Raw genomic sequence first — 26249 nt, 5'->3', positions numbered from 1 at the left:
GCGTTCGAAGAACGAATCAACCCGTTCCAGGTTCGGCCTCCTCGGCACGCAGGATCTCGCGGGCCCGGCGCATCACGTCCAATTGCGCGTCGTTGTACAACTCCGACATCGCCGCGGCGACGGTCCGATCGAAGTGGCCCGGTCCCTTCGGGGCGTCTGCCCGCGACTCCCGTACGCCGGGGTGCGCTGCGAGGACCGCGCGTAGGTATGGCACCAGATGGCCGACGAGTTCCCGACGAGTCGACTCGTCGGCGTCGGCCGGCAGGTCGTCGAAGGCGAGCACGCCCGCAGGCTCGTCGGGAACGTTCTCCAGCAGCTTGCCGTAGTCCGCGAGGCCGCGCGGTCCCAGCACCCTCGTCATGACGACGACGAGCGACCGATCCGAATCCGAGAGCTTGGCCACGGTATCGGGTCGGACGAAGTTCGGCGGCAGGTCGGTCGGCGCCGAATCGTGCAGCAGCGCACCCAGTTCGGCGCGTGCGCTCTGAATGCGCTCGATCTTCGCCGCAAGTTCGTCGTCCAGGGCGCGCAATGCTTCTTCGGGGTGTTCGTCGGCGTCGCCCATGGCGGCGATCTGGGGTAGGGAGAAACCCAGGTCGGTCAGTCGCTTGATGCGCACCAGTCGCACCAGATGAGCGGCGCCGTACTGCTTGTAGCCGTTGTTGCGACGGTCGGGTTCGGCGAGCAGGCCGATCTGATGATAGTGCCGGACCGCTCGCAGGCTCGTACCCGCCAGTTCGGCGATCTCACGGGTGCTCCATGCCACGCGTCCATTGTCGGGCACGCGGAGTTTGACTGTGCCGCTGCGTCACGGTGTGTCCTGGCGGCATGGCATCACACGACGCGACCACACACGACGTGACACCGCAGGACACGACACGGGCAGACGAGCACCAGACACTCCTCGACCGCATGGGTGGTGTGTCGGGCTTGATCGCCGCCAGCGTGCCCACGTTCGCCTACCTCGTCGCGAACGCGATCGCGGGACTGGACGGTGCAATCGTCGCTGCACTCACCGTCAGCGTCGCGCTGATCGCATGGCGGAAGTACCGCAAGCAGCCGATCCAGCCGGCCGTCTCCGGACTGCTAGGGGTGGTCGTCGCATCGTTGATCGCCCTGTACACCGGCTCGGCCGAGGGCTACTTCCTACCCGGGATCTGGGTGAGTCTGGGGATGGCCGTCGTGTTCGCGATCTCCGTGGTGGTGCGACGGCCGCTGGTTGGCGTGGTCTGGAACGCGCTCACGAGCACGGGGGAGCGCACCGCCTGGCACACCGACAAGGGTGCGCTGCACGCATTCGACGTCGCCACACTGACCTTCGTCGCGGTGTTCGCCGCGAGGTTCGTCGTCCAAGACTGGCTGTACGACGCCGGTTCCGCGGGTTGGTTGGCATTCGCTCGGATCGCGATGGGCTACCCGCTGCTCGCGCTGGCGCTCCTGGTGACGTTCTGGGCAGTTCGCCGAGCACGCCGACGGCTCGACGTCGTTACGGAAGAGCAGCGGGAGAGGCTCGCGACGTGAGCGACCCGTCAGCTCCTCGACCGAAGCAATTGCAGTGAGTGCTCGTATGCCCAACTGGCCAGCGCCGATTCCCTGACGCTGTCGTATCCCGGCTGCGCCGAACGATGTTCGTGCATTCTGGCGTCCGCCGCATACCGCGCCGCGGCCTGCTCCACTGTCTCGGGTGCGATCCGATCGGTGGTGAGCAACGCGAAGTCTCGCATCGGGTCCATCGTCATCCTTGGGGTCCGGTACTGCTGGGGCTGTGGACGGCCTGGGGAGCACTGTGCTGCAACCGTAGCCATGGCTGGCGCATCTCCTGCTCACGACGAGCCTGCTCGGCGGCGACGATCAGGTGAACTCTGCGCGTGAGCTGCTCGCGCGTCATGCCGAACTCCAGCATCACCTCCTCGGCGGGCGGACCGCCGTAGGGGACCCAACTGCGGACGAAGTCCATGAGCTGTCGGTCGAACCGGTCCATCACGTCACGCCCCGCCCTTCTTCTTGTTGTAGACGTCAAAGCCCACTGCGGCCAGGAGCACCAGGCCCTTGATGAGCTGCTGAATGTCGCTACCGATCCCGATCAGGGACATGCCGTTGTTCAGCACGCCGAGCACGAAGCCGCCGATGATGGCGCCGAACACCGTCCCCACCCCGCCGTTGGCGGACGCGCCGCCGATGAACGCCGCCGCGATCGCCTCCAGCTCCATGCCGATGCCGGCCTGCGGCGTGGCGGAGTTGAGTCGGGCGGCGAACAGGAGGCCGGCCAGGGCCGACAGCAGACCCATGTTGACGAAGACCAGGAAGGTGACCCGCTTGGTCTTCACGCCGGACAGCCGCGCGGCAGCCACGTTGCCGCCGACGGCGTAGACCTGGCGCCCGAAGACCGTGCTGCGCATCAGGAATGCGTACAGTACGAACGCCACTGCCAGGATGATGCCGACGACCGGGACGCCCCGGTAACTGGCGAGCAAGAGCGTGAAGGCGGCCAGTGCGGCGACGATCGCGGCGCACTTGGCGATGAACCAGACCAGCGGCAGCACGTCGAAGCCGTAGCGGGTCTGCGTCCTGCGCTGGCGGACCTGCTGCCAGATGGCCGCTGCCATGACGAACACACCGAGGATGACCGTCGGCCAGTGGTAGAGGCTTGCGCCGCCCACCTCGGGCAGGAATCCGCTGGAGACCTGACTGAAGCTGCGGGGGAACGGGGCGATCGACTGCCCCTCGAGCAGATACTGCGTCGCGCCGCGGAACACCAGCATGCCGGCGAGGGTCACGATGAACGAGGGAATGCCGACGTAGGCGATCCAGAACCCCTGCCACGCACCGATCAGCGCACCCAGCAGCAGGCACACGACCACCGCCACGGGCCAGGGCATGTCGTATCGGATCATCAGGACCGCCGACATGGCGCCGACGAAGCCCGCGATCGACCCGACCGACAGGTCGATGTGTCCGGAGATGATCACGATGACCATCCCGATCGCCAAGATGAGGATGTAACCGTTCTGCTGAACGATGTTGGTGACGTTGAGCGGTTTGAGCAGGATCCCGCTGGTCCACACCTGGAACAGGATCACGATCAGCACCAGCGCGACGACCATGCCGTACTGCCTGAAGTTGCCCCGCAACGCGGTCTTCAGTCGCGACGCCGGGGAGTCCGGTGGTGGGGGTGCCTGCGCGCTAGACGCCGCGTCCACCGTCGAACTGGTGGTCATGTGGTCGGTCCCTTCATCATGAAGTGCATCAATGTCTCCTGGGCAGCGTCCGCGCGGTGTACCTCACCGGTGAGCCTGCCCTCGTTGAGTGTGTAGATTCGGTCGCACAGGCCAATCAGCTCCGGCAGTTCGGAGGAGATGACGATCACCGACTTACCCTGCGCGGCAAGGTCGTTGATGATCGTGTAGATCTCGTACTTGGCGCCGACGTCGATGCCGCGGGTCGGCTCGTCGAGGATCAGCACATCCGGGTCGGCGAAGATCCACTTGCTCAGCACCACCTTCTGCTGATTGCCGCCCGACAGGTTGCCGGTGATCGACTTCACCGATTGCGCCTTGATGCGCATGTCATTGCGGAACCGTTCGGCGACCACCGTCTCCTCGTGCTCGTTGATGACCGATGCCCTGCTCACCTTCGAGAGCGAGGCCAAGGTCACGCTGCGGGCGATGTCGTCCATCAGGTTGAGGCCGTAGTGCTTGCGGTCCTCGGTGGCGTAGGCGATGCCGTGACCGATCGCCTCGGACACCGTGCGCGTGCGAATCTCCTTGCCGTCCTTGTAGACGGTGCCGCCACCCTTCTTTCCGTAGCTGCGGCCGAACACGCTCATCGCCAACTCGGTGCGTCCCGCGCCCATCAGGCCGGCGAGGCCGACGACCTCTCCACGCCGGACGTTGATGGAGACGCCGTCGACCACCTTGCGCTGCTGGTCGAGTGGATGGAACACCGTCCAGTCCTCGACGGCGAAGGTGACGTCGCCGATGGCGTGCGGGCTCCGCTCGGGGAAGCGGTCGACCATGTCGCGGCCCACCATCCCGCGGATCACGTGTTCCTCCGTGAGACCCCCTTCGACCGGCCGGGTTTCGATGGTCTGTCCGTCGCGCAGGATGGTGATCGTGTCGGCGACCCGCATCACCTCGTTGAGCTTGTGCGAGATGATGATGCAGGTCAGACCTTGGGTCTTGAGTTCGACGATGAGGTCCAGCAGATGCCTGCTGTCCTCGTCGTTCAGCGCCGCAGTGGGCTCGTCGAGGATCAGGAGCTTCACCTTCTTCGACAGCGCCTTGGCGATCTCGACCAGCTGCTGCTTTCCGACGCCGATGTCGGCGATCCGGGTGTGCGGGCTCTCGGCGAGGCCGACCCGTTCGAGCAGTCGCTGTGCGTGGGTCATCGTCTCGTGCCAGCTGATCACCCCGGCGGACGCGTGTTCGTTGCCGAGGAAGACGTTCTCGGCGATCGACAACACCGGTACCAGCGCGAGTTCCTGATGGATGATCACGATGCCGCGCCGCTCACTGGACCGGATGTCCTTGAACTCTCCACTGGCGCCGTCGAAGACGATGTCGCCCTCATAGCTCCCGTGCGGGTAGATGCCGCTGAGCACCTTCATCAGAGTCGACTTGCCTGCGCCGTTCTCGCCGCAGATCGCGTGCACCTCGCCGGTGCGGACGGTGAGGTTGACGTCGCTGAGGGCGGTGACGTTGCCGAACCGCTTGGTGATGCCACGCATCTCGAGCAGCGGCGCGGCCGCGGCAGCGGTCACGCGACCTGTGCGGCCGTGTAGTAGCCGGAGTCGACGAGCACCTTCTGGTAGTTGGTCTTGTCCACGCTGACGGGTTCGAGCAGGAACGCCGGAACGACCTTCACCCCGTTCTCGTAGGTCGTGGTGTCGTTGACCTCGGGGGTGCCGCCCGTCAGCAGCGAATCGGCCATCTGCACAGCCGATTTGGCGAGTTCACGGGTGTCCTTGAAGACCGTCTGGGTCTGCTCGCCTGCGATGATCGACTTGACCGAGGCGAGTTCGGCGTCCTGGCCGGTGACGATCGGCAACGGCTTGTCGGGGGTGCCGTAACCGGAACTCTTCAAGGCGGAGATGATCCCCAGCGACATGCCGTCGTAGGGGGACAGGACCGCGTCCACTCGGCCGCTGGTGTAGGCCTTGCTCAGCAGGTTGTCCATGCGTGACTGAGCGAGGCCGCCGTCCCAGCGCAGCGTCGCCACCTGGTCGAAGGTGGTCTGACCGCTCTTGACGACGAGCTTGCCGCTGTCGATGAAGGGTTGCAGGACGCTCATCGCGCCGTTGAAGAAGAACGTGGCGTTGTTGTCGTCCGGCGATCCGGCGAACAACTCGATGTTGAAGGGCCCCTTGCCAGAAGCGATTCCCAGCTTGTCGGTGATGTAGGACGCCTGCAGCACGCCGACCTTGAAGTTGTCGAACGTGGCGTAGTAGTCGACGTTCGCGGTACCTCGAATGAGCCGGTCGTAGCTGACGACGGGGATCTTGGCGTCGGCGGCGCGCTGGAGGATGTCGGTCAGCGACGAGCCGTCGATCGGCGCGATCACCAAGGCCTTCACGCCCTTGGTGATCATGTTCTCGATCTGCGACACCTGGTTCTGCACCACGTCGTCGCCGTACTGCAGGTCGGTCTGATAGCCGAGGGCGGTGAACTGCTCGGCCATGTTGTTGCCGTCGGCGACCCAGCGTTCGGAGGACTTCGTCGGCATCGAGATGCCGACCGTCCCCGTGCGTTCGCCATCACCGCCACCGGTTGCCTCCGTGGTCGTGGAGCGACCGCAGCCGGCGCTGGCGAGCGCGGCGACGACGGCGAGCGCGCCCGCGACACGAACAAAGCTCTTGCGCATGAATTCCTCCGGTTGATCCGTGCCGCCCATCTCCGTCGCGGGGCGGCAGGCCACCAGCGATGTGAGCGCTAACATCGAAGATCATGTGACGCGGCTCACGCTTTGTCAAGGAGTGCAGAGCATCGATGTGAACGTTCACGAGACCGTTGACATCGGCTGAATGTGAGCGTTAACATCCGAGCCAGTGTAATCCCGGTCACAGCGCTCGAGTCCGCACCGCGACCAGCTCTCCGCTCATCATCACCGTCCTGAACAGGGCGAACGCACCCCAACCCGAGGAGTCGACGTGAACAGAGTCATGACCGCGATGACCGCCATCGCCACGGTGGGCATGCTGGCCGCCTGTGGTAGCGGACCCGCCCCGAGCGGAGGTTCCGGCGGCGGTTCGCAGGACGGACCGATCACCATGGGGTTCTCTCAGGTCGGCGCCGAAAGCGGATGGCGAACCGCCAACACGAAGTCGATTCAGGAAGCCGCGACTGCGGCCGACGTCGACCTCAAGTTCTCCGACGCCAACGGCGAGCAGGAGAACCAGATCAGCGCCATCCGCTCGTTCGTGCAGCAACGCGTCGACGTGATCGCGTTCAGCCCGGTGGTTCGCACGGGGTGGGACGCCGTGCTGCTCGAGGCCAAGAACGCCGGAATTCCGGTGATCCTCACCGACCGGGCCGTCGACACGCAGGAGAAGGACGTCTTCAAGACCTTCGTCGGAGCGGACTTCGTCGAGGAGGGTCGCCGCGCCGGCAAGTGGGTGGTCGAGCAGTACTCGTCGGCACCGGGACCGGTGAGCATCGTCCAGCTCGAGGGTACGACGGGTGCCGACCCCGCCATCGAGCGCAACTCCGGATTCGCCGACGCCATCGCGACGAACCCCAACCTAAAGGTGATCGCCTCGCAGAGCGGTGATTTCACCAGATCGGGCGGTAAGCAGGTCATGGAGGCGTTTCTGAAGGCGAACCCGAAGATCGATCTGGTGTTCGCGCAGAACGACGACATGGGTCTGGGCGCCATGGAGGCCATCGAGGCAGCAGGGCTGACACCCGGAAAGGACGTCGAGATCGTCGCCGTGGACGCCACCCGTGACGGCATGCAGGCCCTGGCCGACGGCAAGTTCAACTACATCGTCGAGTGCAACCCGCTGCTCGGCCCGCAGCTCATGGACCTCGCCAAGAAGGTGGTCGCCGGCGAGCCGGTACCGCCGCGCGTCGTCACCCCGGACGAGGCCTTCGACCAGCAGCAGGCCGCCGCCGTCCTCCCGGACCGCAAGTACTGACGCGCGCCCAGACGAGGAAATCCCCATGACTGCAGCCGTTCTCGCGCCCACCGACACCCCCGTGGTCGACATGCGCAACGTCACCATCGGCTTCCCCGGCGTCAAGGCGCTCGACGGTGTCGACTTCCGGCTGCTGCCGGGCGAGATCCACGCGTTGATGGGCGAGAACGGCGCTGGTAAGTCGACGCTGATCAAGGCGCTCACCGGTGTCTACGACATCGACGCGGGACGCATCGCCGTCGACGGTGTCGAGCAGCGGTTCAATGGTCCGCGCCAGGCGCAGGACGCGGGCATCAGCACCGTCTACCAGGAGGTCAACCTCTGCACGAATCTGACCGTGGCGGAGAACATCCTGCTCGGTCGCGAGCCGCGTCGATTCGGACGCATCGACTACCGGGCGATGAACGAACGGGCCGGCGAACTGCTGGCCGAACTGGACGTCACCATCGACGCGAGGTCCACCCTGGGCGACCATCCGATCGCGCTGCAGCAACTGGTCGCCATCGCGCGAGCGACGGCAGTCTCGGCCCGGGTGTTGATCCTCGACGAACCCACCTCCAGCCTCGATGCCGACGAGGTGGCCGAACTCTTCCGGGTCATGCGCCGCTTGCGCGACGGCGGTACCGCCATCCTGTTCGTGTCGCACTTCCTCGATCAGGTGTACGAGATCTCCGACCGGATGACGGTGCTACGCAACGGTCGTCTCGTCGGCGAGTACCCGACCGCCGAACTGGACCGGGTGAGCTTGATCGCGGCCATGCTCGGCCATGACCTCGAGCTGCTCGAGGAGATCGAAGAAGCCGCGGCCACCAGCGAGGACGCAAGCGACGAGACGGTACTGAGCGCACGGGGGATCGGACGAGCACCAGGTCTACATCCCACCGACGTCGACGTCCGTCGTGGCGAGGTGGTCGGACTGGCCGGGCTACTCGGCTCCGGCCGAACCGAGCTGGCACGACTGCTCTTCGGCGCCGATCGTCCGACCAGCGGCGAGATCTCGGTCAACGGAGAGGCGACAGCGGTCCGCTCGCCCCGCGCCGCAATCGCCAGGGGCTTCGCGTTCTCGTCGGAGGATCGCAAGCGGGAGGGGATCGTCGGCGATCTCACCGTGCGCGACAACCTGGTCCTGGCCCTGCAGGCGCGTCGTGGGTTCGCACGTCCGCTGTCGAAGAAGGCGAAGGACGATCTGGTGGAGCGCTACATGGAAGCGCTCGACATTCGGCCACGCAACCCGTGGGCACTGGTGCGAAACCTCAGCGGCGGCAACCAGCAGAAGGTGCTGCTGGCGCGGTGGCTGATCACCGAGCCGCAGTTGATCATCCTCGACGAACCCACCCGCGGCATCGACGTGGGCGCCAAGGCCCAGATTCAGCGACTCGTCACCGATCTCGCCGCCGACGGAATGGGCGTGGTCTTCATATCGGCGGAACTCGACGAAGTCGCGCGCATCAGTGACCGCATCGTGGTCCTGCGCGAGGGACGTCGTGTCGCAACGGTCGGCAATGACTGCACGGTGCGGGAACTGACGGCACTGATCGCCGGCGGTGATTCCGAGTGAGGCAGAAGGTGACTGCCTCGCCGCTGCTGTGGCCCGTGGTGGCGCTGATCGCGTTGCTGGCCGTCAACGTCGTCGTGACACCCAGCTTCCTGGCCATCCGCGTTCAGGACGGTCACCTGTTCGGCAGCGTCATCGACATCCTGCGCAACGGTGCGCCCACCATGCTGGTCGCCCTCGGCATGACCCTCGTGATCGCGTCGCGCGGCATCGACCTGTCGGTGGGCGCGGTCGTCGCCGTCAGTGGAGCGCTGGCGTGCGCCCACATCGCCTCTGCGACCGATCCGGCCAGTGCGGGCACCGTCATCACGGCCGCGGCCGTTGCCCTCGGCGTCGCCGTCGCGCTCGGCCTGTGGAATGGCGCGCTGGTATCGGTGTTCGGCGTCCAGCCGATCATCGCCACGCTGGTTCTGATGACGGCAGGCCGGGGCATCGCGCTCTTGATCACCGACGGGCAGATCGTGACGGTGACCAGTGCGCCGTTCAAGGTGCTCGGGGCGGGCTACGCGTTCGGCCTTCCGGTCGCGATCCTGGTCAGCCTCTCGGTGTTCGTCCTCGTCGGTCTGCTCACGCGACGTACCGCGCTGGGCATGCTGCTGGAGTCGGTCGGCATCAACCCCGAGGCGAGTCGGCTCGCCGGGGTGCGGCACCGCTCGATCGTGTTCGCCGTCTACGTGTTCTGCGCGCTCTGCGCCGGCATCGCCGGCCTCATGATCGCGTCGAACATCTCCGCTGCCGACGCCAACAACGCGGGGCTGTGGATCGAGATGGACGCCATCCTCGCCGTCGTCATCGGCGGCACGTCGCTGCTCGGCGGACGCTTCAGCCTGACCGGGACGATCATCGGCGCCCTCATCATCCAGACCCTCACCACCACCGTCTACACCGCCGGGATCACCCCGGAGACGACGCTGGTGTTCAAGGCGCTCGTCGTCATCGCGGTGTGTCTGCTGCAGGCGCCGAAGTTCCGGGCAGCGCTCTCCCGGCGGCGGTCATCCCGCAGTGACGCCCCGGCGAACGAGGAAACCGCTGCACCAGAGACCATCTCGGCGGCCGAATCGGTGACGCCGATGACCGGGATGGTGACGAAGTGAGCACCGTGAGCGCACCAGCGACAGCCCGGCCCCGGCTCGTCGTCGGGCACGTCGTCAGACGGGCCCGGGAGCGCTACCTCTCGCCGCTGGTGTCGCTGGCCCTGTTCATCGCGATGTTCGGTGCTCTGATCGCCCGTTACGACTTCGCCAGCCCCACCCAGGTGTTCTTGAATCTGCTGGTGGACAACGCGTATCTCGTCGTCCTCGCCGTCGGCATGACGTTCGTGATCCTCACCGGCGGCATCGACTTGAGCGTCGGATCGGTGGTGGCACTGTCCACGGTGATCGTCGCCACCACGCTTCGGGCCGGCTGGCCGATGCCGTTGGCCGTGGGCGCGGTGCTGATCGTCGGGCCGCTGCTCGGGCTGATGATGGGGCTCGTCATCGAGTACTTCGACGTCCAACCGTTCATCGTCACGCTCGCCGGCATGTTCGTGGCCCGTGGGCTCTGCTACGTGATCAGTGTCGACACGCTGCCGATCGAGGACCCACTGTTGCGCGAGTTCGGGCTGAACTACGTGTACCTGTACGAGGACAAGTTCATTCGATGGACAGTCGTCATCGCCGTCGCGGTGGTGGTGGTCGCGGCATACGTGCTGCACGAGTCCCGATTCGGCCGGACGGTGTATGCCATCGGAGGCAATCGCCAGTCGGCGCAACTGATGGGGCTCGGCGCCGCCAGGGCACGGGTGTCGGTGTATGCGATCAGCGGCCTATGCGCAGCGCTGGCCGGTCTGCTGCTCGCCGTCCAGAAGCTGTCCGGGTACAGCCTCAACGGCATCGGACTGGAACTCGACGCGATCGCCGCGGCGGTCATCGGCGGCGTACTACTCTCCGGCGGCGTCGGATTCGTCCTGGGTTCGGTCATCGGCGTGCTCGTGCTCGGCACCATCCAGACATTCGTCACGGCCGAGAACCTCGACTCGTACTGGACCCGAATCATGACCGGCGTGCTGTTGCTGGTATTCGTCCTGGTTCAACGCCTAGTGATGAGGAAACCCGGATGAACAGCCCCGCAATGCCCCCGACGACGCCCAAGCCGGTCATGGCCGACGTCGCCCGCCTCGCAGGCGTCAGCCATCAGACCGTCTCGCGCGTGATCAACGGCTCGTCGAGCATCCGCCCGGAGACCAAGGCGCGCGTCGAGCAGGCCATCGAAGAACTTGGGTACCGGCCCAACACCGCGGCGCGGGCATTGGTGACAAGACGCTCGGGAATCATCGGCATCGTCGGGACCAACAGCGCCCAGTACGGCCCCTCGAGCATCCAGCGTTTCGTCCAGGAAGCCGCCCACGCGGCAGGGTACTTCTCCAGCCTGGTGCCGCTCTCGGAGATCACGCTCGCCGAACTCCGCAGTGCCCTGGATCATCTCGCCCGGCAGTCCGTCGAGGCGATCGTCATGATCGCCGCTCAGGAGGAGGCGCTGGCCGTCGTGCACTCCGCCGACGCCGGCCTGCCGCTGATCGTGGTCGAGGGCGATCTGTCGGGACGCGGGCTCAGCGTCGGCGTCGACCAGATCGACGGAGCACGCCAAGCCACCCGGCATCTGATCGACCTCGGGCATCGCGCGATCGTCCACGTCTCGGGTCCGATGACCTGGACCGAGGCGAAGGGTCGCCGGACCGGATACGAGGCGGCGCTGCGCGAGGCCGGGCTGACGGTGCCCGACGAGCACTGGGAGGGCGACTGGACGCCCGCACGCGGGTACGAGATCGGCCGCGAGTTGGCACGACGGGGTGACACGACGGGTGTCTTCGTCGCTAACGACCAGATGGCGATCGGCGTGCTGCACGCGTTCGCCGAGGCGGGCGTACGGGTGCCGGAGGACGTCAGCGTCGTCGGCTTCGACGACATTCCCGAAGCCGGCTACCTCAACCCCGCGCTGACCACGATCAGGCAAGACTTCCAGGCCGTCGGCCAACGGGCGATCGACCTCGTGACGACGACGTTGAACGGGTTGCCGGCCTCCGTGCCGCTCCTCGCACCCGAACTCATCATCCGCAAGAGCACGCAACGCACTAGGAGACCCCTTGAGTGACGAGAAGTACACCATTGGCGTGGATTTCGGGACGCTGTCCGGGCGCGCGCTGGTCGTCCGGGTCAGTGACGGCCACGAACTGGCGAGCGCCGAGCACGCGTACCCGCACGGGGTGATCTCCGAATCGCTGCCGGGCAGTGCCACGCGACTTCCATCGCAATGGGCCCTGCAGATGCCCAGCGACTACGTCGAGGTGCTCCAGATCGCGGTGCCGGAGGCGGTGGCAAGGGCCGGCATAGATCCGGCCGACGTGATCGGGATCGGAACCGACTTCACCGCCTGCACGATGGTGCCGGTGCTCGGCGACGGGACGCCGCTGTGTGACGTCGACGCGTACCGCGACCGGCCGCACGCCTACGCCAAGCTGTGGCGTCACCACTCGCCGCAGCCGCAGGCCGACCGCATCAATGCCGTTGCTGCGCAACGTGGCGAGTCATGGCTGCCGCGCTACGGTGGCCTGATCTCCAGCGAGTGGGAGTTCGCCAAGGCGCTGGAAATCTTCGACGAGGACCCGCAGCTGTACGAGGCGATGGACTCGTTTGTCGAGGGTGCCGACTGGATCGTGTGGCAGCTGTGCGGTGCGTACGTCCGCAATGCCTGCACTGCCGGCTACAAGGGCATCCGTCAGGGTGGCCAGTACCCGTCGCGGGAGTTCCTCGCCGAGGTGCGTCCCGGCTTCGCCGACTTCGTCGTCGACAAGCTGGAGCATCCGATCGGCCAGCTCGGCGACCGCGCGGGCTCGCTGACGGCGCAGGCCGCGGGATGGACCGGCCTGCGCGAGGGGATCTCCGTCGCCGTAGGCAACGTCGACGCGCACGTCACCGTGGCCGCGGCCGATGCGCTGCAGCCAGGGCACCTGGTCGCAATCATGGGTACGTCGACGTGTCATGTCATGAATTCGGATGTGCTGCGCAATGTTCCGGGCATGTGCGGCGTGGTCGACGGCGGGATCTGCGAGGGCAGCTGGGGCTATGAGGCCGGACAGTCGGGCGTCGGCGACATCTTCGGCTGGTTCGTCGACAACTGCGTTCCCGAGGACTACCAGGTCGAGGCGCGCCGCCGCGGGCTGACCGTCCACGAACACCTCACCGATCTCGCGGGCCGCCAACGCGTGGGGCAGCACGGGTTGGTGGCGCTGGACTGGCACAGCGGGAACCGTTCGGTGCTCGTCGACCACGAACTGTCCGGGGTCATGATCGGCCAGACGCTCGAGACGACCTGCGTCGACATGTACCGGGCACTGCTCGAGGCGACCGCGTTCGGTACCCGGATGATCGTCGAGACGTTCGTCGACAGCGGCGTGCCCGTCACCGAGCTGGTGGTCGCCGGGGGCCTGTTGAAGAACGGCCTGCTGATGCAGATCTACGCCGACGCCGTCGGCTTGCCGCTGTCGATCGTGCCGTCGGCGCAGGCGCCGGCACTGGGTGCGGCGATCCACGCGGCCGCCGCCGCAGGTGCCCATCCCGACGTCCGCACGGCCGCCGCAGCCATGGGTAGACGAATCCCCGCCGCCTACACGCCGATTCCGGGCAACGTGGCCGCCTATGACCGGCTCTATCGCGAGTACGTCGCCGCCTATGAGTGGTTCGGCCGTGGCAACGACATGATGCGGCGGTTACGCCGGATCGACACGCGGGAAGCGGTGGGTGTCTCGTCATGACCATCACCTCCGACATCGATCACGTCGTATCCGAACTCCGCCGCCAGGTCTGCGACCTGCACGCGCATTTGACGCACTACGAGTTGGTGATCTGGACCGCGGGCAACGTCTCGGCCCGCGTGCCCGGCCGCGACCTGATGGTGATCAAACCGTCGGGTGCGGACTATGACACGTTGACCGCCGAGGACATGGTGGTCTGCGACCTCTACGGGAACCTCGTCGACGGTGCCCTCGCCCCGTCGTCGGATACGGCGGCGCACGCGTACGTCTACCGGCACATGCCCGAGGTGGGTGGCGTCGTGCACACCCACTCCACCTACGCGACCGCGTGGGCAGCGCGCGGCGAGCCGATACCGTGTGTGCTCACCATGATCGCCGACGAGTTCGGCGGTGACGTCCCGGTGGGGCCGTTCGCGCTCATCGGCGACGACTCGATCGGCCGCGGCATCGTGGACACGTTGCGCGGCAGCCGATCTCCGGCGGTGCTCATGCGCAACCACGGGCCGTTCACCATCGGGCGCACTGCCCGGGATGCGGTCAAGGCCGCCGTGATGGTGGAGGACGTCGCGCGCACCGTGCACATCAGCCGGCAACTCGGGGACGCAACCCCGATCGGGGCCGCGGACGTGTCGGCGCTGTTCGAGCGGTACCAGAACGTGTACGGCCAGGCCGGCCGGCATGCCGATCCCGTGCAGGAGGACCAGCGATGATCGCGTCTCGGCTCGTGACCAGTCAGGTGTGGTTCCTTACGGGTAGCCAGTCGATGTACGGGCAGGACATCCTCGAGCAGGTGGCCGATCAGTCACGCCGGATCGCCGACCGTCTCGACGGCAGCGCCGAGATCCCGGTCGAGGTGCGCTGGATTCCGGTGGTCACCGACTCCGACCAGATCGCCCGGGTCCTGGGCGAAGCCAACGCGTCCGCCGAGTGCATCGGGGTCGTCGCGTGGATGCACACGTTCTCCCCGGCGAAGATGTGGATCCGCGGGCTGAAGGCGTTGCGCAAACCGCTGCTGCACCTGCACACGCAGTTCGGCGTCGAGTTGCCCTGGGCCAGCATCGACATGGACTTCATGAACCTCAACCAGGCCGCGCACGGCGACCGGGAGTTCGGCTACATCCAGTCGCGGCTGTCACACCCCCGCAAGACGGTCGCCGGACACGTCGACGACCCGCGCACGCGCGAGCGCATCGGGTCGTGGACGCGGGCCGCACTCGGGCACGCCGAGCTGTCGACGATGAAGGTCGCGCGCTTCGGCGACAACATGCGAGGCGTCGCCGTGACCGAGGGCGACAAGGTGGAGGCCGAGGCGCACTTCGGCGTGTCCGTCGACGCCTACGGTGTCAACGACCTGGTCGACGTCGTCGAACGCGTCCGACCCGTCGACGTCGACAAGCTGGTGCGGGAGTACATGGGCACCTACGAGGTGGCCGCCGAGCTGCTGCCGGGCGGGATTCGGCACGCCTCGCTGCGGTACGCCGCGCAGATCGAAGTCGGCCTGCGGAAGTTCCTGCAGGACGGCGGCTTCCACGCCTTCACCACCAACTTCGAGGACCTGGGCGGGCTGCGTCAGCTGCCGGGTTTGGCGGTGCAGCGGTTGATGGCCGACGGCTACGGATTCGGCGGCGAGGGCGATTGGAAGACCGCCTTGATGCTGCGCACGATCAAGGCGATGGGCGAGGGTCTGCCCGGTGGGACGTCGTTCATGGAGGACTACACCTACGACCTGACGCCGGGGCGCGAACGCATCCTCGGAGCGCACATGCTGGAGGTGTGCCCGAGCATCGCGGGTGCCACGCCCACCGTGGAGGTGCACCCGCTGTCCATCGGCGGCCGGGAGGACCCGGTGCGACTGCGCTTCACCGCGGCCGCCGCCGATGCGGTCGTCATCGGGATCTGCGACATGGGGTCGCGATTCCGGCTGGTGGCCAACGAGGTTCGGATCATCGAGCCGCCCGCCGAACTGCCGAACCTGCCGGTGGCGTGCGCAGTGTGGGAACCCCTGCCGTCCTGGTCCACGTCGGCCGAAGCATGGCTGATGGCGGGTGCGCCGCATCACACGGTGATGACGACCGCGGTGCGAACCGAGGCGATCGAGGACCTCGCGGCGATGACGAACACCGAGCTGCTCCTCATCGACGCCGACACCACCGTGCGCGGCTTCGCACACGAGTTGAAGTGGAACGACGTGTATCACCATGTCGCAGTCGGCCTCTGACACCGGCGGGCGCCGGATGCTCGCCGCACGCCTGCACGCCGTCGGCGACGTGCGGGTAGCGCACGAGACGGGCCCCGACGAACCCGCCCCCGGCTCGTCGCTGCTTGCCGTGACGTCGGTCGGGATCTGCGGATCGGACCTCCACTGGTTCACCGATGGGGGGATCGGCGAGAATCGGATAGAGCACCCCGTGGTGCCGGGTCACGAGTTCGCGGCGGTCGCCCTCACCGGCCCGTACGCGGGCCGGCGGGTCGCGGTCGACCCCGCCATTCCCTGTCGGCGCTGCGAGATGTGCCGCTCGGGTTACCACAACCTCTGTCCGACGGTGGAGTTCGCCGGGCACGGTGCGCTCGACGGCGGTCTGCAGGAGCAGCTGGTCTGGCCCGACCACCTGCTGCACCCGCTCCCCGACGATCTCAGCGACGATGCCGGGGCCCTGCTCGAGCCGCTCGGAGTCGCCATTCACGCCGTGGGTGTCGGTCACGTGCGGGAGGGTGCCGACGTACTGGTGGTAGGGGCGGGACCGATCGGCGTGCTCGCGATTCAGGTGGCCCGGCACTCCGGGGCAGGCCGGGTGTTCGCCGTCGAACCGCTCGCGCACCGTCGCGCCACAGCGGAGCGCAGCGGCGCCGACGCAGTGTGGAGCGCCGGTGACGGCGCCCAGATGGTGCTCGACGCCACGGACGGCCGGGGCGTCGACGTCGTCATCGAAGTGGCGGGCACCGACGCAGCGATCGCCACGGCGGTCACCGCCGTTCGGGCGGGCGGCCGGATTGCGCTGGGCGGCATCCCGTCGGAGGACGCGTCGTCGTTCCCCGCTGCGGTGGCGCGCCGCAAGGGGCTGACGTTCGCGATGGTGCGCCGGATGAACGACACCTATCCGCGCGCGATCGAACTGGCGACCACGGCGATCGACCTGGATCAGGTGGTCACCGAACGCCACCCACTGACCGAGGCGGCCAAGGCCTTCGGCTCCGCTGCCGAGCGTCACGGCGACAAGGTCGTGGTGGCCGTATCGGAGAGCTGACCCGGCGGTGCCTCACCAGCCGCCGATCCAGCCCTCGAAGATCGCATCCGGTTCGTCGTCGGGACTCGTCGAGCGCCCGACCAGGAAGTCGAAGTCGCAGCCCTGGTGGGCTTGCAGTACGCGCTCGACGTACATCGACGCGTAGCCGCGGGTGTGGCGGGGCGGCGTGAGCACCAATGCCGCTCGGCGTTGCGACAACTCGTCGTCGGAGACCAGTACGTCGAGTGTCCCCGCGCGGGCGTCGAGTGCGATGACGTCGCCGTCGCGGACCAGGGCGAGCGGGCCGCCGACGGCCGACTCCGGGCTGACGTGCAGCACGCAGGTGCCATAGGCCGTGCCGCTCATCCGGGCGTCGGAGATGCGGACCATGTCGGTGACGCCCGCTTTGAGCAGCTTGCTGGGAATGGGCAGCTGGCCCCACTCGGGCATGCCGGGAGCGCCACGCGGACCCGCCGATCGCAGCACCAGCACGGAGTCCGCGGTCACGTCGAGGTCGGGATCGTCGAACCGTCGCATCAGATCGTTCATGTCCTCGAACACCACGGCCGGCCCCTGGTGAACGAGCAACGACGGAGTGGCCGCACTGCACTTGATCACCGCGCCGTCGGGAGCGAGGTTGCCGCGCACCACCGCAAGACCGCCCGGCGGTTGGAAGGGCTCGCTCAGCGGGGCGATGACCGCAGTGTCGGTCGCGGAGACCGGAGGAAGGTTGTCGGCGACGGTCTTGCCGGTGACGGTGATGGCGTCGGTGTGCAGCAGCGACTCGACCGACTTCATCACCGCCGGTATCCCGCCGGCGTGGAAGACCTGCTCGACGAGGTGCTCGCCGGCAGGCCGCACGTTGACCACCAGCGGGGTGCGCGCCGAGAGTTCGTGAAACCGGTCCAGCGACAACGGAACTCCGACGCGCCCGGCGATGGCGAGCAGGTGCACGATCGCGTTGGTCGAGCCGCCGACGGCCAGCATCAGGGTGATGGCGTTGTCGAACGCCTCGGCCGTCATGACCTGCGATGGCCGCAGTCGTTCGACGGCCAACCCGACCGCCCGGGCACCGACCTCCTCGGCGACCTGCAGCCGGCGGGAGTCCATCGCGGGAATGGCGGCACCGCCGGGCAACGTCATGCCGAGGCCTTCGACGAGGGTTGCCATCGTCGACGCGGTGCCCATCTCCGGGCAGTGCCCCCGCGATGGTCCCGCTGCCGCCTCGAGTTGCTCGTACTCGGCCATCGACATTCGGCCCGCCCGCACGTCGTCGATGTACTCCCACAGGTCGGTGCCGACCCCGAGTTGCTTGCCCCTGAACACCGCGGGGGCCGCCGGTCCGCCGGTCAGCGCGATCGCGGGGACGTCGGCGCTCGCCGCCCCCATCAGCTGTGCCGGGACGGTCTTGTCGCAGCCGCCGAGCAGGACGACGGAGTCGAAGGGGTAGGCCCGGATCGACTCCTCGACGTCCATCGCCATCAGGTTGCGGAACAGCATGGTGGTCGGCTTCATCAGCTGCTCACCCAGTGACATGGTGGGGAACTCCAGCGGGAACCCGCCTGCCGCCAACACCCCCCGGCGCACCGAGTCCGCCAGACCACGAAAGTGCATGTTGCAGTTGACGACTTCGGACCACGAGTTGCAGATGCCGACGATGGGTCTGCCCTCGAACGCCATCCGGGAGAAGCCCGACGCCCGCATCGCCGACCTATGAACGAAGCCGGGCACGTCCTTGCCCGCGAACCACTTCGCGCTCCGCAACCCCCCGGGCGACGTCGACACGGTCAGCGGACCCGTGCCGCGTATGCGGTGACCTTGCGCAACGCCGGCTGTCGTGCCGCCCGGTATCCGACCCAGCGCCCAGGTCGCGTCGACATCAGCGTGCCGACGAAGCGCTGCTGCCACGGGGCCTTGTTGCCTCCCGGTCGAGCGCCGGTCGTCGCGGTCGGGGCGGCAATGCCCGCCGCGTCGGCGAGGGCGACCTTCGCCGCGTTGTGTCCGTTGGCCCCCATCACGCCGCCGCCGGGGTGGGTGCCCGAGCCGCACAGGTAGTAGTTGGCCACCGGGGTGCGGTAATTCGCCAACTCCGGGATGGGACGTGCCCCGAACAGCTGGTCGAGCATCATGCTGCCGTGGAAGATGTTCCCGTCGGTGATCAGGTACTCGTCGTTGAGATCGTCGGGTGTGATGATCACGCGGTCGACGATGTGCTCGCGCAGGTTGGGCGCGTAGGTGAACAGGTCTTCGAGGACGAGGTCGGCCCACTTCTCCTTCTCCGCCGCCCACGTGGTCCCGATCAGCTCGGACGGGAGCTGTTGGATGCCGAGGGTCATGGTGTGCAGGCCCGCCGGTGCCAGCGAGTCGTCGGTCACCGACTGCGTGACCGCCTCGATGACGAACGTGCTGGGGAAGGTGCCTCTGCGCTGCGCCTCGTAGGCCTCCTCGAACGCCTCACGGCTGGGTCCCAGCAGTTGATGCCCGTGGTGCTGTGGGCCTTCCGAGGCGTCGGAGAACGGAAGGTACTGCGGCAGTTCGTCGATGAGGAGGTGGATCCTGGCCATCGATCCGCGGGTGTCGATGTTCTTCACGTCACGGACCAGTTTGGCCGGCAGCACCCCCGGATCGATCAACTGGAGCAGCGACCGCTTGGGATCGGCGTTGGAGAAGACCTGCCTCGCGGTGACGACGCTGCCGTCGGCGAGGCGCACGCCGGTGGCCGTGCCGCGTTCGACGATCACCGTGTCGACGGGGGTCGAGGTGCGAATGGTCGCGCCGTAGTGGCGTGCGCCCGCGGCCAGTGCCTCGCTGATGGCGCCCATACCGCCTCGCGCGAGGCCGAATTGGCCGAAGCTGCCGTTGAACTCACCCCACGAGTGGTGACCGTAGGTGTAGGCGGTCCCGGGCGTCGAGGGACCGCCGAAGATCGACACCATGCCGAAGAACGTCAGCATGCTCTTGAGGCGCTCGTCTTCGAAGTACCGGTCCAGCAGGTCCCGGACCGAGAGCAGCGTGAACTCGTCGAACAGCGTCTGCTCACCTGCCGCCTCGAACGCGGCGAAGACCTCCGAACGCTGCGGCGGCGGTGCCAGCAGGTAGGGAGTGACCAGGCCGGCGAAGCGCTGCAGCCGCACCCCGAAGTCGAGGAAGGCCTGCGCGTCGTTCCTGTTGATCTTCTCCAGTTCGCGCAGTGTGCGGTCGGTTTCCTTCCACATGGTGAAGGAGGTGCCGTCGCGGAACAGGCTGAACGACAGGGCGTCACCCTGGTACAGCTCGAGGCCGAACCGCGCCAGTTCGAGTTCGTCGATGATCTCCGGCCGCAGCAGGCCGGCGATGAAGGCGCACGACGACCACTTGCTGCCGGGGATGAGTTCCTCGGTGACGCAGGCCCCGCCTACGACGGCCCGCGCCTCGAGGACCAGCACCCGCTTCCCGGCCCGCGCAAGGTAGTTGGCGGTCACCAGGCCGTTGTGCCCGGCGCCGATGATGACGGCGTCGTAGTCCGGTGTCTCGGTCATGTCAGATCTCCTACGGAAGTCGTGAGTTCGCGGGTCAGCAGTGTCGAGACGCTGCCGGGCTCGACCAGTTCGTCGAATCTCTCGATCACGGGTTTGAGTTCGGGTGCCGACTCGAGGAGCCGTTGCCATTCGGTCCACGACGAGACCGTCATGACCTCGACGACCGTGATGCCGGCGTCGTCACCGTCGGCGAGGTAGACGTCGAACCCGTGTACGACGTCGAAGGCCAGGCACGTCGGCCGGTCGAGTTCGGCGGAGAACCGTTCGAACTGATCGGCGCCGACCCCGGGACGCAACCGGAAGGTGTTGACTGCGCTGACCGCCATGTCAGGCGATCTCGCGGTTGATCATCACGTGCTTGACCTCGGTGTACTCCTCGAGGGCGTAGACCGACATGTCCTTGCCGTTGCCGGACTGCTTGAAGCCGCCGTGCGGCATCTCGGGTGTGACGGGCAGGTGGTCGTTGATCCACACGGTGCCGAACTGGAGATCGCTCGACGCGGTCATGGCCTTCGACAGGTCGTTGGTGAACACCGATGCGGCAAGGCCGTATTCGGTGTCGTTCGCCCAGGCGATGACGTCGTCGCCGTCGTCGAACCGCGTCACGGACGTGACGGGGCCGAATACCTCGGTGCTGACGATCTCGTCGCCCTGGAGGGCGCCGACGACGACGGTGGGGGCGGTGTAGAAGCCGGTGCCGGGGTTGTCGCCCTGGATCAGTTCGGTGTGCCCGGTGGCCTTGGCCCGCTCCACGAAGCCCTCGACCCGGTCGCGGTGGGCAGCGGTGATGACGGGCCCCATGCTGGTGTTCTCGTCGGCGGTGTCGCCGAGATCGAGTTCCTTGACCGCCTTTTCGAGACCGGCGACCAAGTCGTCGTGGACGTCGGCGTGCACGTACAGCCGTGACGCGGCCATGCAGTCCTGGCCCGAGTTGCAGAACGCCCCCTCCATGATCTTGTTGACGGCCAGCGGAACGTCGGCGTCGGAGTACACCAGCACCGGTGCCTTGCCGCCGAGTTCGAGGTGCAGCCGCTTGAGGTTCGAGTCTGCGGAGGCGTGCATCAGCGCCCGCCCCGTCGCGACCGACCCGGTGAGCGACGACATCCGCACCCGCGGGTGGGCGACCAGTCGGGCGCCGACGTCCTTGCCGTCGCCGGTGACGACGTTGAACACACCCGCGGGGAAGAGATCCTCGGCGAGTTCGGCGAGCCGCAGCACCGAGTAGGGCGTGTGCTCGGAGGGCTTGAGCACAAGGGTGTTTCCGGTGAGCAGGGCGGGGGAGATCTTCCAGATCGCCATCAGCAGCGGGTAGTTCCACGGGGCGACCGAGCCGACCACGCCGAGCGGGTCGCGCCGGATGATGCTGGTCTTGCCACGGACGAACTCGGCTGCGGCCCGGCCCTCCATGGTGCGGGCGCCGCCGGCGAAGAACCGGAGGTGATCGGGAATCATCTCCATCTCCTCCAGCGCGAGGCCGATGGGCTTGCCCACGTTGCGCGACTCGATTTCGGCGAGCGTGCGCTGATCGGCCTCGACGCGGTCGGCGAGCGTGAGGAATGCCCGAGCCCGTTCTCCCACGGGCGTTCTCGCCCAATCGGGGAAGGCCGCCTCGGCGGCTGCGACCGCGCGGTCGACGTCTGCCGCACCGCCGCGGGCGATCTCGGCGAATGCCGCTCCGGTGGTCGGGGCGTTGACCTGGTCGACGCCGCCGTCGACGGCCTCGGTCCAGGTGCCGTCGATGAACATCTTGGTGTGGAAGGTCATGGGATCTCCTCGGTGGTGGTTGTGGTGTCGGTGGTGGGTGCGCCGCCGGCCGCCATGGTCAGCAGGGCGCGGACTTCGTTCTTGGACATGGGTTGTTGCGCAATCGACGTGTGCACCATCAGGCCCTCGACGACGACGTCGACGAGCCGCGCGGTGGTGCGGTCGAAGTGCTCCGCGAGGGCGTCCTCGGCGCGTTCCATCCAGCGCTGGGTCAGGCGCCTGATCTCGGGTCTGCGCACCGCGCCGCCGTACAGCTCGTAGGTGACGGCGAGTTCGTTGGGACGCCCCGCGAGGTCGTCGGTGATCGCCGAGGCGATGCACCCGATGAGGTCGTCACCATCGCCGCACGACGCCAGGCGTGCTTCGAACCGGCTGGCCAACGTGTCGACGTGCGCCTCGAACGCGTGCTGGACGAGGTCGTCCAGCGTGGTGAAGTGGTAGGTGACCGAGCCCAACGGCACGTCGGCGGCCGTGGCCACGGCCCGGTGCGTGATGCCGGCCACGCCGTCGCGGGCGAGTACGTCCAGGGCCGAGGCCACGATGCGCTCCTTTCTGTCCGGGTCGTGTCGACGTGCCCGCCGCGGTGCGGAACCCATGCCCACTCCTTCGTTAAGAACATTCGTACGCATCGTTCCGGACAAATGTACGTAACGTCGGGCGTCGGCGCGCGGCGAATCGTGAAAGAGGTTGGTGCTACTGGGCTTCCAAAGCGGGCTCGGCCAGGTCGCGCTCGTTGAGCGCCTGCCCGACCAGTTCGTACCGCGCCGGTGCGACGAACCGCAGGTAGAGCCCATATGCCGCGCCCGCGAGGAACGCGATGAACACCAGCGACAGCATGACCGCGGCCATCGTGCCCTGGACGCCGAGCAGGACGTCGAGACTGTCGAGCGTCAGGACGAAGAACCCGGCCAGCCCCACGATCGCCAACAGCGGGGCGATCACGGTGTTCCATCGCCGCTTGTCCACGTTCGACCTGCGGAAGAACGCGAAGATCGCGACGCCCGCGACGAGCTGCGACAGAATCACCCCGACCGTGCCGATGCCCGTCGCCCACGTGAACAGCGTCGCGAACGGATCCTGGTCGAAGAGCGCGAACAGGGCGATCACGATGCCGACGGATACGCTCTGCGCGATCGCGGCGACCCACGGGGTCTGGCGACGGGGGAGTGTCCACCCCAGTGGCTTCCAGATCAGCCCCTGTCTCCCGAGCGAGAACATGTACCGGGCGACGTTGTTGTGGAAGGTCACGATTGCGGCGAACGTCGCGGTGACGATCAGGATCTGGAAGAGCAGCGAGATGTTGTGGCCGATAATGGTGTCGCTGGCCACGAAGATGAAGTTGCCCCCGGTTTCGGTGGCGATCCCGACGACCCTGTCGATGCCCATCGCGTTGATGATGAGCCAACCCGACACCGCGTACAGGACTCCCATGAACGCGATGGACAGGTACGTCGCCCGTGGGATGGTGCGCGCCGGGTCACGTGCCTCCTCGCCGTAGATCGCCGATCCCTCGAAGCCGATGAACGAGGCGTGCGCGAACATCAGGGCGACGCCAAGTGCTCCGCCGAGCACCACGCTGGGCGCGAACGGCTCGAAGGAGAACTGCGAGACGGGGACGGCGTCACCGAACAGGCTGAACGCGCTGAGGATGGTGATCACGGTGACTTCGAGCGTCATGAACACCCCGAGGACCTTGGCGCCGGAGTGCACGCCTTGCACGCCGAGGCCCAGACACAGCACCAGGGCACCGAACGCGTAGACCCACCAGGGTATTTCGACACCGAGCCGAGGGTTGATCAACTCCGAGGCGTAGTAGCCGAAACCGCCGTACAGGCCGGCTTGGATCGCGTTGTAGGCGAAGATCGCGAGGAACGCCGATCCCAGCCCGGCGATCCGCCCGAGCCCGAGCGTCACGTAGGCATAGAAGGCGCCTGCGTTGGTGACGTGTCGGCTCATCGCGACGTATCCGACGGCGAAGATCATCAGCACCACCGCGGCGATGACGAAGGCCCCGGGCATGCCGACGCCGTTGCCCGCGCCGATGATGATGGGGTAGAGCGCGACCACGACGGTCAGTGGCGACGCCGCAGCGATGATGTAGAAGAAGATGCTCGGCACGCCGAGGCTGTTCTCCCTCAGGCCATGGTTGCGCCGCCCGGCAGGCGGCGACGTGTCGGACGGCGGCGGATCGACGGCCGGTGGTGCCGGCCGTCGCGGGGGCAAGGATGCAGTGACGTTCTCCATAGTCGTTCATTCCTCGTGTCTTGGGCGTGTGAAGGGTGCGGTGACCAGGCCCCGGCTAGGGGTCTCCCTCACCTCCTCATGTCGAGAGCGAGGTCGAGGAGCAGGTCCTCCTGGCCGCCGACCATCGACCTGCGGCCGGCTTCGACCAGCAGGTCGCGGGTCTCGATGCCCACGTCGGCGGCGATGCGCTCGGCGTGCAGGAGGAAACTGGAGTAGACGCCCGCGAAGCCCAGGGTCAGCGTTTCGCGGTCCACCCGGACCGGTCGCTGCTGCAGCGGCCGCACGATGTCGTCGGCGGCGTCCATCAGCGCGTACAGGTCGCAACCGTGGCGCCACCCGTTGAGTTCGGCGACCGCGACGAACGCCTCCAGCGGGCAGTTGCCCGCTCCCGCACCGAGACCCGTGAGCGATGCGTCGACCCGGTGCGCGCCCTCCTCGACGGCAACGAGTGAGTTGGCCACTCCCAGTGCCAGGTTGTGGTGGGCGTGCACCCCGATCGACGTCGTCGGTGCGAGCACGTCGCGGTAGGCGCGCACCCGGTCGCGGACGCCGGTCATGGTCAGCCGGCCACCCGAGTCGGTGACGTAGACGCAGCGGGCACCGGCGTCCTCCATGACCTTCGCCTGCTCGGCGAGACGGTCGGGCGGACTGAGGTGCGACATCATGAGGAAGCCTGCGACGTCGAGACCGAGGTCCCGGGCGGTGCCGATGTGCTGCCGGGCGATGTCGGCCTCGGTGCAGTGGGTGGCGACCCGTACCGAGGTCACGCCGAGGTCGACGGCGGCGCGGAGGTCGTCGAGCGTCCCGATCCCTGGAATGAGAAGCGTTGTCAGGCGTGCGGTCTGAACGACTTCGGCCGCCGCGCTGATCCACGCTCCGTCGTCGTGCGCGCCTGCGCCATAGGTCAGGCTGCCTCCGGCGAGACCGTCGCCGTGCGCCACCTCGATCGCCGCGACACCCGCCGCATCGAGCGCTCTCGCGATGAGCCTGACGTCGTCGAGGCGCAGCGAGTGGCCGACGGCGTGCATGCCGTCGCGCAGCGTGACGTCCTGGACGTACACGTCGGTCGTCATCGGACGGGCTCCGGTGTCATGGTGACGAGTCGTTCGCCCACCCGAACGGCCGCTGCGGTCATGATGTCGAGATTCCCCGCATACGCCGGGAGGTAGTCGGCGGCGCCCTCCACTTCGAGGAAGACCGTCACCTGGGTCAGGTCGCCGTCACCGGCGACCCCGGCCAGCCGCCGCCGAGGGTCACCCTGTGGGACGGGGGAGATCCGGACCCGTTGCGCCAAGCGGTATCCCGGCACGTACCGCGCCACGTCGGCGACCATCGCCGTGACCGCCGACTCGACCGCGTCCTCGTCGGTCGCAGACACCAGCGCAGCGACGGTGTCGCGCATCAGCATCGGCGGCTCGGCCGGGTTGAGCACGATGATGGCCTTGCCGCGGGCAGCACCGCCCACGGTTTCGATGGCGCGTGCCGTCGTGCTGGTGAATTCGTCGATGTTGGCGCGGGTTCCCGGGCCCGCCGACCGCGACGAGATGGACGCGACGATCTCGGCGTAGTGCACCTCGGTGACGCCGGCCATCGCGGCGACGACGGGAATGGTGGCCTGGCCACCGCACGTCACCATGTTGAGGTTGCGGTGCCCCGCGACGCGGGACATGTTGACCGCGGGCACGACGAACGGGCCGATTGCAGCGGGCGTCAGGTCGACGACGCGCTTGCCGGACCGGGCGAGCGCGGCGTCGTTGACGTGGTGGGCACTGGCACTGGTGGCGTCGAACACCACCTCGACGTCGTTGAAGGCGTCGAGTTCCAGCAGCCCGTCGACGCCACCGGCGGTGACGGCCACGTCGAGCGCCGAGGCGCGGGCGAGACCGTCACTGGCGGGGTCGATTCCCGCCATCGCCGCGATGTCGAGCACCGTGGAGCGGCGCAGCTTCGTCATCAGGTCGGTACCGATGTTGCCCGAGCCGATGATTGCGGCCAGATGTCGTCGAGTCACTCGTCGTCC

At 67.5% G+C, this 26249-nt stretch carries 24 protein-coding genes; 10 read left to right on the top strand and 14 right to left on the bottom strand.

What is annotated here, in order from left to right:
• Nucleotides 1-16 precede the first annotated feature (16 nt).
• Entirely contained in the window at nucleotides 17-766 is a 750-nt protein-coding gene (locus G6N61_RS10515) for a MerR family transcriptional regulator (RefSeq protein WP_163918473.1), read from the bottom strand.
• A 62-nt stretch (nucleotides 767-828) separates the two neighbouring features.
• Here G6N61_RS10515 and G6N61_RS10510 point away from each other — a divergent pair, with 62 nt between their 5' ends.
• Nucleotides 829-1521: a DUF3159 domain-containing protein gene (locus G6N61_RS10510; protein WP_163918472.1), complete on the top strand. Its 693-nt coding sequence runs from the start codon at nucleotides 829-831 to the stop codon at nucleotides 1519-1521.
• 8 nt (nucleotides 1522-1529) lie between these two features.
• Here G6N61_RS10510 and G6N61_RS10505 read toward each other — a convergent pair whose 3' ends face one another.
• From G6N61_RS10505 to chvE, 5 genes are read right to left on the bottom strand one after another with little or no spacing between them, the layout of a single operon-like run.
• Nucleotides 1530-1733 (bottom strand): hypothetical protein, encoded by a 204-nt coding sequence (locus tag G6N61_RS10505; RefSeq protein ID WP_163918471.1) that lies wholly within the window; start codon nucleotides 1731-1733, stop codon nucleotides 1530-1532.
• A 2-nt stretch (nucleotides 1734-1735) separates the two neighbouring features.
• On the bottom strand, nucleotides 1736-1981 hold the full coding sequence (locus G6N61_RS10500) for a hypothetical protein (protein ID WP_163918470.1): 246 nt from the start codon (nucleotides 1979-1981) through the stop codon (nucleotides 1736-1738).
• 4 nt (nucleotides 1982-1985) lie between these two features.
• Entirely contained in the window at nucleotides 1986-3218 is a 1233-nt protein-coding gene (mmsB, locus tag G6N61_RS10495) for a multiple monosaccharide ABC transporter permease (protein WP_163918469.1), read from the bottom strand.
• On the bottom strand, nucleotides 3215-4726 hold the full coding sequence (gene mmsA, locus G6N61_RS10490; RefSeq protein ID WP_163924736.1) for a multiple monosaccharide ABC transporter ATP-binding protein: 1512 nt from the start codon (nucleotides 4724-4726) through the stop codon (nucleotides 3215-3217). Before mmsA ends, mmsB begins: the two co-directional genes overlap by 4 nt.
• 29 nt (nucleotides 4727-4755) lie before the next feature.
• The gene (gene chvE, locus G6N61_RS10485) at nucleotides 4756-5934 is read right to left on the bottom strand and encodes a multiple monosaccharide ABC transporter substrate-binding protein (RefSeq protein ID WP_456152515.1); all 1179 of its coding nucleotides are present in this window, start codon (nucleotides 5932-5934) and stop codon (nucleotides 4756-4758) included.
• Nucleotides 5935-6145: 211 nt separating this feature from the next.
• On the opposite strand from chvE, the gene G6N61_RS10480 reads away from it, so the two are divergent.
• Genes G6N61_RS10480 through G6N61_RS10440 form a run of 9 tightly spaced genes read left to right on the top strand, consistent with a single transcriptional unit; the run spans nucleotide 6146 to nucleotide 16724 of the window.
• Nucleotides 6146-7132, top strand: coding sequence for an ABC transporter substrate-binding protein (locus G6N61_RS10480; RefSeq protein WP_235887478.1), 987 nt, complete (start codon nucleotides 6146-6148; stop codon nucleotides 7130-7132).
• Between the two features lie 25 nt (nucleotides 7133-7157).
• Nucleotides 7158-8690, top strand: coding sequence for a sugar ABC transporter ATP-binding protein (locus G6N61_RS10475; protein WP_163918468.1), 1533 nt, complete (start codon nucleotides 7158-7160; stop codon nucleotides 8688-8690).
• Nucleotides 8687-9781 (top strand): ABC transporter permease, encoded by a 1095-nt coding sequence (locus G6N61_RS10470; RefSeq protein WP_163918467.1) that lies wholly within the window; start codon nucleotides 8687-8689, stop codon nucleotides 9779-9781. Before G6N61_RS10475 ends, G6N61_RS10470 begins: the two co-directional genes overlap by 4 nt.
• 5 nt (nucleotides 9782-9786) lie before the next feature.
• A complete protein-coding gene (locus tag G6N61_RS10465; protein ID WP_235887477.1) occupies nucleotides 9787-10788 on the top strand; it encodes an ABC transporter permease subunit in 1002 nt (333 codons plus the stop codon).
• Nucleotides 10785-11819, top strand: coding sequence for a LacI family DNA-binding transcriptional regulator (locus G6N61_RS10460; RefSeq protein ID WP_235887476.1), 1035 nt, complete (start codon nucleotides 10785-10787; stop codon nucleotides 11817-11819). Before G6N61_RS10465 ends, G6N61_RS10460 begins: the two co-directional genes overlap by 4 nt.
• Nucleotides 11812-13479 (top strand): ribulokinase, encoded by a 1668-nt coding sequence (gene araB, locus G6N61_RS10455; protein WP_163918465.1) that lies wholly within the window; start codon nucleotides 11812-11814, stop codon nucleotides 13477-13479. The genes G6N61_RS10460 and araB overlap by 8 nt, the downstream gene beginning before the upstream one ends.
• Nucleotides 13476-14189: an L-ribulose-5-phosphate 4-epimerase gene (locus G6N61_RS10450; RefSeq protein ID WP_163918464.1), complete on the top strand. Its 714-nt coding sequence runs from the start codon at nucleotides 13476-13478 to the stop codon at nucleotides 14187-14189. Before araB ends, G6N61_RS10450 begins: the two co-directional genes overlap by 4 nt.
• Nucleotides 14186-15697 (top strand): L-arabinose isomerase, encoded by a 1512-nt coding sequence (gene araA / locus G6N61_RS10445; protein ID WP_163918463.1) that lies wholly within the window; start codon nucleotides 14186-14188, stop codon nucleotides 15695-15697. Before G6N61_RS10450 ends, araA begins: the two co-directional genes overlap by 4 nt.
• Entirely contained in the window at nucleotides 15678-16724 is a 1047-nt protein-coding gene (locus tag G6N61_RS10440) for a zinc-dependent alcohol dehydrogenase (protein WP_235887475.1), read from the top strand. Before araA ends, G6N61_RS10440 begins: the two co-directional genes overlap by 20 nt.
• A 12-nt stretch (nucleotides 16725-16736) precedes the next feature.
• On the opposite strand, the gene G6N61_RS10435 is transcribed toward G6N61_RS10440, so the two are convergent.
• From G6N61_RS10435 to G6N61_RS10400, 8 genes are all read right to left on the bottom strand, one after another.
• On the bottom strand, nucleotides 16737-18488 hold the full coding sequence (locus G6N61_RS10435) for an IlvD/Edd family dehydratase (RefSeq protein WP_163918462.1): 1752 nt from the start codon (nucleotides 18486-18488) through the stop codon (nucleotides 16737-16739).
• 2 nt (nucleotides 18489-18490) lie between these two features.
• Nucleotides 18491-20221: a phytoene desaturase family protein gene (locus G6N61_RS10430; protein ID WP_163918461.1), complete on the bottom strand. Its 1731-nt coding sequence runs from the start codon at nucleotides 20219-20221 to the stop codon at nucleotides 18491-18493.
• Nucleotides 20218-20547 (bottom strand): RedY/HapK family protein, encoded by a 330-nt coding sequence (locus tag G6N61_RS10425; RefSeq protein ID WP_163918460.1) that lies wholly within the window; start codon nucleotides 20545-20547, stop codon nucleotides 20218-20220. Before G6N61_RS10425 ends, G6N61_RS10430 begins: the two co-directional genes overlap by 4 nt.
• A gap of 1 nt (nucleotide 20548) precedes the next feature.
• Nucleotides 20549-21985, bottom strand: coding sequence for an aminobutyraldehyde dehydrogenase (locus G6N61_RS10420; protein WP_163918459.1), 1437 nt, complete (start codon nucleotides 21983-21985; stop codon nucleotides 20549-20551).
• The gene (locus G6N61_RS10415; protein ID WP_163918458.1) at nucleotides 21982-22581 is read right to left on the bottom strand and encodes a TetR/AcrR family transcriptional regulator; all 600 of its coding nucleotides are present in this window, start codon (nucleotides 22579-22581) and stop codon (nucleotides 21982-21984) included. Before G6N61_RS10415 ends, G6N61_RS10420 begins: the two co-directional genes overlap by 4 nt.
• Before the next feature lie 97 nt (nucleotides 22582-22678).
• Nucleotides 22679-24229 (bottom strand): APC family permease, encoded by a 1551-nt coding sequence (locus tag G6N61_RS10410; RefSeq protein WP_163918457.1) that lies wholly within the window; start codon nucleotides 24227-24229, stop codon nucleotides 22679-22681.
• Nucleotides 24230-24297: 68 nt separating this feature from the next.
• Nucleotides 24298-25302, bottom strand: a complete 1005-nt coding sequence (dmpG, locus tag G6N61_RS10405) for a 4-hydroxy-2-oxovalerate aldolase (RefSeq protein ID WP_163918456.1) — start codon at nucleotides 25300-25302, stop codon at nucleotides 24298-24300.
• Nucleotides 25299-26240, bottom strand: a complete 942-nt coding sequence (locus G6N61_RS10400; RefSeq protein ID WP_163918455.1) for an acetaldehyde dehydrogenase (acetylating) — start codon at nucleotides 26238-26240, stop codon at nucleotides 25299-25301. The genes dmpG and G6N61_RS10400 overlap by 4 nt, the downstream gene beginning before the upstream one ends.
• Nucleotides 26241-26249 lie beyond the last annotated feature (9 nt).

Origin of the sequence: Mycolicibacterium arabiense, assembly GCF_010731815.2 — a bacterium.
In the GTDB taxonomy this organism is placed as follows: domain Bacteria; phylum Actinomycetota; class Actinomycetes; order Mycobacteriales; family Mycobacteriaceae; genus Mycobacterium; species Mycobacterium arabiense.
This window is presented reverse-complemented; position numbering and strand designations above follow the sequence as displayed.

Excerpts from the sequence above, each read along its gene's own strand:
- G6N61_RS10425 (WP_163918460.1), bottom strand. The coding sequence starts at position 20,547 with ATGGCGGTCAGCGCAGTCAACACCTTCCGGTTGCGTCCCGGGGTCGGC.
- G6N61_RS10450 (WP_163918464.1), top strand. The coding sequence starts at position 13,476 with ATGACCATCACCTCCGACATCGATCACGTCGTATCCGAACTCCGCCGC.
- G6N61_RS10415 (WP_163918458.1), bottom strand. The coding sequence starts at position 22,581 with ATGGGTTCCGCACCGCGGCGGGCACGTCGACACGACCCGGACAGAAAG.
- chvE (WP_456152515.1), bottom strand. The coding sequence starts at position 5,934 with ATGTTAGCGCTCACATCGCTGGTGGCCTGCCGCCCCGCGACGGAGATG.
- mmsA (WP_163924736.1), bottom strand. The coding sequence starts at position 4,726 with ATGCGTGGCATCACCAAGCGGTTCGGCAACGTCACCGCCCTCAGCGAC.
- G6N61_RS10500 (WP_163918470.1), bottom strand. The coding sequence starts at position 1,981 with ATGGACCGGTTCGACCGACAGCTCATGGACTTCGTCCGCAGTTGGGTC.
- dmpG (WP_163918456.1), bottom strand. The coding sequence starts at position 25,302 with ATGACGACCGACGTGTACGTCCAGGACGTCACGCTGCGCGACGGCATG.
- G6N61_RS10430 (WP_163918461.1), bottom strand. The coding sequence starts at position 20,221 with ATGACCGAGACACCGGACTACGACGCCGTCATCATCGGCGCCGGGCAC.
- mmsB (WP_163918469.1), bottom strand. The coding sequence starts at position 3,218 with ATGACCACCAGTTCGACGGTGGACGCGGCGTCTAGCGCGCAGGCACCC.
- G6N61_RS10475 (WP_163918468.1), top strand. The coding sequence starts at position 7,158 with ATGACTGCAGCCGTTCTCGCGCCCACCGACACCCCCGTGGTCGACATG.
- G6N61_RS10510 (WP_163918472.1), top strand. The coding sequence starts at position 829 with ATGGCATCACACGACGCGACCACACACGACGTGACACCGCAGGACACG.
- G6N61_RS10420 (WP_163918459.1), bottom strand. The coding sequence starts at position 21,985 with ATGACCTTCCACACCAAGATGTTCATCGACGGCACCTGGACCGAGGCC.
- G6N61_RS10410 (WP_163918457.1), bottom strand. The coding sequence starts at position 24,229 with ATGGAGAACGTCACTGCATCCTTGCCCCCGCGACGGCCGGCACCACCG.
- G6N61_RS10440 (WP_235887475.1), top strand. The coding sequence starts at position 15,678 with ATGTCGCAGTCGGCCTCTGACACCGGCGGGCGCCGGATGCTCGCCGCA.
- G6N61_RS10505 (WP_163918471.1), bottom strand. The coding sequence starts at position 1,733 with ATGGACCCGATGCGAGACTTCGCGTTGCTCACCACCGATCGGATCGCA.
- araA (WP_163918463.1), top strand. The coding sequence starts at position 14,186 with ATGATCGCGTCTCGGCTCGTGACCAGTCAGGTGTGGTTCCTTACGGGT.
- G6N61_RS10460 (WP_235887476.1), top strand. The coding sequence starts at position 10,785 with ATGAACAGCCCCGCAATGCCCCCGACGACGCCCAAGCCGGTCATGGCC.